The following is a 5660-nucleotide window of genomic DNA, read 5'->3' as shown; positions in this document are numbered from 1 at the left end:
GCTAAGAAGTGCACGCCGGAAAAGGGAGCCCGGTCACCATCGCTCCCACGCAGGCGCGTTCGCCGTGCCAGCACCAGACCCAAGGAAACCCGATGCTCCCCGTCGCACTGCTGCTCGCCACGTCGCTGCAAGCCCAGCACCTGGGATGTCAGCGTGGGCCTGAGCCTCATCTCCCTCACGGGCAACGCGTCCACCCTGACGGTGAGCGGGCTCGCGAGCGCGCTGCGCAAGACGGAGCACTGGATCTACTCGGTGAAGGCCTTCGGCGCGTACGGCCGCAGCCGCCCGCCCCAACTGGAAGGGGAGGTCGAGTCGCTGTCGCAGGTGGTGGCCCTCAACGCCGGCATCGAGCTGCGTGGTGACCGCCGCTTCACCGAACACCTCAGCGGCTACCTGCTGGCGGGCGCCCTGACGGACCACGTCGGCAGCGTCGAGTCGCGGCCCTACGGTGAAGCCGGCGCCAGCATCCTCTGGTTCGACACCAAGAAGGACGAGAAGCTGGGCACGCGGGACGCCACGCTGCGCACCGACTTCGCCTTCCGCTACGCCCGCGAGACGCGCTTCCAGTACTACCCGGTGCGCATGGACCTGCCGGACGTGGACATCGGTGGCCCCCGCTTCGGTGCCCTGTTCCGCTACGGCATCTCCAAGGACATCACCTTCCAGGAAGAGGCGGAGATCCTGGTGAGCGTCATCACCGAGTCCCGCGTGCTCTTCAACAGCCAGACGCAGGTGATGGCCAACCTCACCGACGCGCTGGCCCTGGGCGTGGGCTTCCTCGTGAAGTCGGACAGCGCCCCGCCCCCGGGCAAGGTGTCCACCGACACGGCGCTCTCCTTCAACCTGACCATCGCGCTGTAGTCGCGGCCGTCAGCGAAGGACCCCGCAAAAGCGACGCGGCGCCAGGGAAGAATCCCGGGCGCCGCGTTCGTGCTTCAAGGGGACGACGACGAAGCTACTCGTGCGTCTCTTTCTTCTGCTTCTCGTCCAGGTGCCCGCCCTGGCGGCCCTCGGCCTTGTTCGCGCCGATGTCCACCGCCTGCAGGTCGCTGTACTGCGAGCCCGGAGGGTTGGCCAGACGGAAGCGCGTGCCGAAGTCCATCAGCGTGAAGCCGATGAGCAGCACCACGAAGACGATGGACACGCCGAACACCAGGCGGTTCGCGCCGCGGTGCTCGGACAGGTGCATGAAGTACAGCGCCACCAGCGTACCCTTCACGCTGGCGATGACGAGCGCGAGCAGCAAGCCGAAGTCCGGCAGGTGCATGCGGCCCGTGAAGACGGTGACGAGCGTGAGCACCAGCAGGACCACCCAGATGACCACGTAGCGACCGGCCCCGTGGTGCTCCTGCATGTTGTGCTCTTCCTGATGCGATTCGTTGGCGATGGCCATGTCGTATCCCTCAGACCAGGTACAGCATCGGGAAGAGGAAGATCCACACCAGGTCGACGAGGTGCCAGTACATGGAGCCCAGTTCGACCATCGTGTAGTTGTTCGCGCTGAAGTCACCGACGCGGTACGCGCGCACCGTGGAGAACATCAGCACCGTCATGCCGATGATGACGTGCAGACCGTGCAGCGCGGTGGAGGCGAAGTACACCGTGAAGTACAGCGGGGCGCCCGGCAACTGGATGCCTTCGTAGAAGTAGTACCGGCCCGGCAGCGTCCCGATGTGGAACTTGTGCTTGTACTCGAAGTACTTGATGACGAGGAACGCCACCGCCATCAGCAGGGTGAGCACGAACATGTGCCCCACCATCTTGTTCTTGCCCTCCTTGGCGTAGTGCACCGCCATGGCGGCGGTGAACGAGGAGGTGATGAGCACCACCGTGTTGATGGTGCCCATCGTCAGGTCCAGCTCTCGGCTGCACGCGGCCCACGCTTCCGGGAACAGGAAGCGGTACGCCGCGTAGCACGCGAACAGACCGGCGAAGAGCAGGATTTCCGTGGCCAGGAACAGCCACATGCCCAGCCGCGCCGCGTGCTTCTGCACCTCCAGCGACGCGAAGTGGGCGGCCAGCTTCGGACCGGGCACCGAGCCCGGCGTCACGTGCGCGCTAGACATCCGACACCTCGCCCTTGCCCGTGTTCGGATCCACGTAGAAGTGGGGCTCCTCCGGGTAGGTCGGCTGGGGGCCAATGAAGTTGTGGGTCGGCGGCGGAGACGCCGTCAGCCACTCGTAGCCCTTGCTGTTCCACGGGTTGTCCGCACGCTCTCCGTAGATGAGCGCGTACGTCAGGTAGATGGCGATGATGATGAACCCGAACGCCAACAGCGACGCACCGGCCGTGGACGCCACGTTCAGCGCCTGGAAGCGCTCCGGGTACTCGTAGTAGCGGCGCGGCATGCCCGCGTTGCCCACGAGGAACTGGGGGATGAACGTCGCGTTGAAGCCCAGGATGATGAGCGCCGCGGACACCAGGCCCCATCCCTCGTGGTACGTCTTGCCGAACATCTTCGGGAACCAGTAGTGGAGCGCGGCCAGGAAGGCCATGATCGTCGCGCCCACCATGATGAAGTGGAAGTGCGCCACGACGAAGTACGTGTCGTGCCACGGCACGTCCAGCGACACCGTTGCCACCGCGATGCCCGTCATGCCACCGAACACGGTGAAGAACAGGAAGCCGCAGAAGTAGGCGAACGGGGTGCTGAACTCCACCGCGCCCTTGTAGACGGTGCCCACCCAGTTGAAGACCTTGATGGCCGTGAACACGCCCACCAGCATCGACAGCACGCCGAACACGCCGGCGTTGAAGGTCGACTGGCCGGACACGAACATGTGGTGGCCCCAGGCGAAGAAGCCCACGAAGGCGATGCCCACGCTGGAGTACGCCACCGCGCGGTAGCCGAAGATGTTCTTGCGGCTGAACGTGGCGACGATCTCGCTCATCACGCCGAACGCCGGGAGCACCATGATGTACACGGCCGGGTGGCTGTAGAACCAGAACAGGTGCTGGAAGAGCACCGGGTCACCGCCGCGGGCGACATCGAACATGCCCAGGCTGAACAGGTTCTCCGCCGTCACCAAGAGGAGTAGCAGGCCAATCACCGGCGTCGCCAGCACCTGGATGCAACTGGTCGCGTAGAGCGCCCAGACCATCAGCGGCATCTTGAACCAGGTGATGCCCGGCGCCCGCATGGTGTGCGTGGTGACGATGAAGTTCATGCCCGTGAGGATGGAGCTGAACCCGATGATGAACGCGCCGAAGAGCACCGGCGCCACCGACGTCGTCGTGTGCGCGCTGTACGGCGTGTAGAACGTCCAGCCGGTGTCCAGGCCGCCGTTGAGCATGCCCCAGAGCGCGAAGCCCGCGCCCGCCAGGTACACGTAGAGCGACAGGAGGTTCAGCCGCGGGAACGCCACGTCCTTCGCGCCCAGCATCAGCGGCAACATGAAGTTGCCGAAGATGGACGGGATGGCAGGGATCATGAACAGGAAGATCATGACGATGCCATGCAGCGTGAAGACGCGGTTGTACGTCATCGCGTCCATGATGGTCGGACCGGGCGTCAGCAGCTCGATCCGGATGAGCAGCGCGAAGATGCCGCCCACCAGGAAGAAGAGCAGCACCCAGGCCATGTACATGATGCCGATGCGCTTGTGGTCCACCGTCAGCAGCCACGACTTCACCGTGGTGCCGTCCGTCAGATAGCTCGGGTGGTGGCCGTGGTCGTCGGTCGCCTCATGGCCGGGAACTGCCCCCGGCGCGGCGATGCTACTGGATGGGGTCATAAGCGGGTCCCTCGGAAGCGCTCTCGCGCACGTTCGGAGTGCGCAGCGACTTGATGTACTCGACGATGGCGGCGGACTCAGGGCCCTGCAGCTTGCCCTGGTAGGTCGGCATCACGTTCTGGTAGCCGGCGACGATGTGCGCGCCCGGGTCCATCATCGACTGGGTGATGTAGGCTTCATCCACGCGGATGTCCTGGCCGTCGGCGAGCTTCTCGGTGCGCTCGTACATGCCCAGGAAGGTGGGGCCGATGTGCTTGGAGCCGTCCACCGAGTGGCAGCCCAGGCAGCCCTGCGTGCCGACCAGCTTCTGGCCCTGCTCCGACATGCGGGCCACGGGCGGCACCAGCGAGGTGTCCGCGAGCGCGTCCTGCCGGTCCTGCAGGCGGCCGCGCTGCTGCTCCTTCAGCCAGTTCTCGTAGTCCTCCGGCGCGAGCACGACGACCTCGGCCAGCATCTTCGAGTGCGACAGACCGCAGTACTCGGTGCAGAGCACCTGGTACGTGCCGGGCTTCGTCGCCTCGAACCAGGCCTGCGTGTAGCGGCCCGGCAGCGCGTCCATCTTGATGCGGAAGGACGGGACGTAGAAGGAGTGGATGACGTCGCGGGACGTGATGAGCAGACGCACCGGGCGGTTGGCCGGCACGTGCAGCACGTTCACGCCGTTGGGGCCTTCGGGATAGGAGAACTTCCACATCCACTGCTTGCCCATGACGTAGACATCCATCGAGTCCTTGGGCGGAGTGGTGTACCAGGTGAAGTCCCGGAACCCGATGGCGAACCACGCCAGGAAGAACACCAGCGGCACGGAGACGAAGAGAAACTCCGTCTTCAGGTCCGGCACGACGTATTCCGTCGTCTGGTGGGCCTCCCGCCGACGGTAGCGGAAGAACATGAAGAGCGCCGCGAGACCGACGCCCGCGGACATCACCATCGTCGTACCGACGACGAAGTAGTGCAGGAAGTCGACCCGTTCCGCGAACGTGGACGCGCGCTCCGGGAGGAACAGGAATTGGTTGGCCAGGTCGCTCATGTAGTCGCGCCTTTCTTCAGCTCGCGCCTCCAGAAATAGATCAGCATCGTCGCCAGGGCCCCGAAGACGGCGAGGGAACCCAGGCGGATGAATCCGAAGATGTAGAAACCGTACCGCCGCGTGGCGGTGTCATACTTGAAACACGACATGACGATGCGATCGACGCTCGTCCCAACCCGACCGCCCGCTGCTTCCAGCAACGCGAGCTTCGCGTTCTGGCGGTCGAACGACGTGCCGTAGAGGTAGCGCGAAATGCTCCCCTCCGGGGTGAGCACGGTGACCACCGCGGGGTGGGCGTACTGCTTCGTGCTCGGCTCATACGTGTACTGGAAGCCCACGGCGTCGGCGAGCTTGCGGATGTTCTCGTCGGTGCCGGTGAGGAAATGCCACGGAGCCGTCTCCGGCTTGCCCATGGACTGCAGGTACTTGCGGCGGCGCTCGCTGCTCTGACCCGGGGTGTCCTTCGGGTCGATGCTGACGGTGAGGGCCTCGTAATCCTTGCCCAGCTCAAGCCCCAGGTCGCGCATCACACGGACCTGTTCGTTGAGGACGAGGCTACAGAGCATGGGGCACTCGTAGTACACCAGCGTGAGCAGGGTGGGGCGCGTCTTCGACAGCAGGGTCCCCAGCCGCACTTCTTCCCCCGAGGAGTCCAGGAAGCGGGTCTCCAGGGGGATGGGCTCGCCCAGGTGCTCCTGCACGTCCACGCCGCTGATGGGCGGGGGCAGGTCGGAGTCCGCCTCCACGATGGCGCGGGGCGTCCGGCCTCCACCCGGCAGGGCGGACGCGGGCAGCGCGCTGGCGAACACCAGCACGAGCGCCGCGAGGAGCCCGGCGGAGCGGGCGGAGGTGTTCGGAAGGAGGGACGGCATGGCGAGGGGGCGCGTCTTGGGTG

The 5660-nt window shown here is 65.6% G+C and carries 6 protein-coding genes; 1 reads left to right on the top strand and 5 read right to left on the bottom strand.

Annotation, left to right across the window (positions count from 1 at the left end):
- Positions 1 to 153 precede the first annotated feature (153 nt).
- Entirely contained in the window at positions 154 to 861 is a 708-nt protein-coding gene (locus D7V88_RS38365) for a DUF481 domain-containing protein (protein WP_120545491.1), read from the top strand.
- A gap of 94 nt (positions 862 to 955) precedes the next feature.
- Here D7V88_RS38365 and D7V88_RS38360 read toward each other — a convergent pair whose 3' ends face one another.
- Genes D7V88_RS38360 through D7V88_RS38340 form a run of 5 tightly spaced genes read right to left on the bottom strand, consistent with a single transcriptional unit; the run spans position 956 to position 5637 of the window.
- A complete protein-coding gene (locus tag D7V88_RS38360; RefSeq protein WP_120545490.1) occupies positions 956 to 1393 on the bottom strand; it encodes a cytochrome C oxidase subunit IV family protein in 438 nt (145 codons plus the stop codon).
- 10 nt (positions 1394 to 1403) lie between these two features.
- Positions 1404 to 2066 (bottom strand): cytochrome c oxidase subunit 3 family protein, encoded by a 663-nt coding sequence (locus D7V88_RS38355; protein WP_120545489.1) that lies wholly within the window; start codon positions 2064 to 2066, stop codon positions 1404 to 1406.
- Complete coding sequence (locus tag D7V88_RS38350) at positions 2059 to 3735, bottom strand: cytochrome c oxidase subunit I (protein WP_120545488.1); 1677 nt, start codon at positions 3733 to 3735, stop codon at positions 2059 to 2061. The genes D7V88_RS38355 and D7V88_RS38350 overlap by 8 nt, the downstream gene beginning before the upstream one ends.
- Entirely contained in the window at positions 3719 to 4765 is a 1047-nt protein-coding gene (coxB, locus tag D7V88_RS38345) for a cytochrome c oxidase subunit II (RefSeq protein WP_120545487.1), read from the bottom strand. The genes D7V88_RS38350 and coxB overlap by 17 nt, the downstream gene beginning before the upstream one ends.
- Positions 4762 to 5637: an SCO family protein gene (locus D7V88_RS38340; protein ID WP_120545492.1), complete on the bottom strand. Its 876-nt coding sequence runs from the start codon at positions 5635 to 5637 to the stop codon at positions 4762 to 4764. Before D7V88_RS38340 ends, coxB begins: the two co-directional genes overlap by 4 nt.
- Positions 5638 to 5660 lie beyond the last annotated feature (23 nt).

This window comes from Corallococcus terminator, assembly GCF_003611635.1.
Classification (GTDB): domain Bacteria; phylum Myxococcota; class Myxococcia; order Myxococcales; family Myxococcaceae; genus Corallococcus; species Corallococcus terminator.
The sequence above is the reverse complement of the archived record's forward strand: the minus strand, read 5'-3'. Positions and strand labels throughout refer to the sequence as shown.

Bases quoted from the DNA above. Each gene is read 5' to 3' on its own strand.
- D7V88_RS38360 (WP_120545490.1), bottom strand. From the start codon at position 1,393: ATGGCCATCGCCAACGAATCGCATCAGGAAGAGCACAACATGCAGGAG.
- D7V88_RS38355 (WP_120545489.1), bottom strand. From the start codon at position 2,066: ATGTCTAGCGCGCACGTGACGCCGGGCTCGGTGCCCGGTCCGAAGCTG.
- D7V88_RS38350 (WP_120545488.1), bottom strand. From the start codon at position 3,735: ATGACCCCATCCAGTAGCATCGCCGCGCCGGGGGCAGTTCCCGGCCAT.
- coxB (WP_120545487.1), bottom strand. From the start codon at position 4,765: ATGAGCGACCTGGCCAACCAATTCCTGTTCCTCCCGGAGCGCGCGTCC.
- D7V88_RS38340 (WP_120545492.1), bottom strand. From the start codon at position 5,637: ATGCCGTCCCTCCTTCCGAACACCTCCGCCCGCTCCGCCGGGCTCCTC.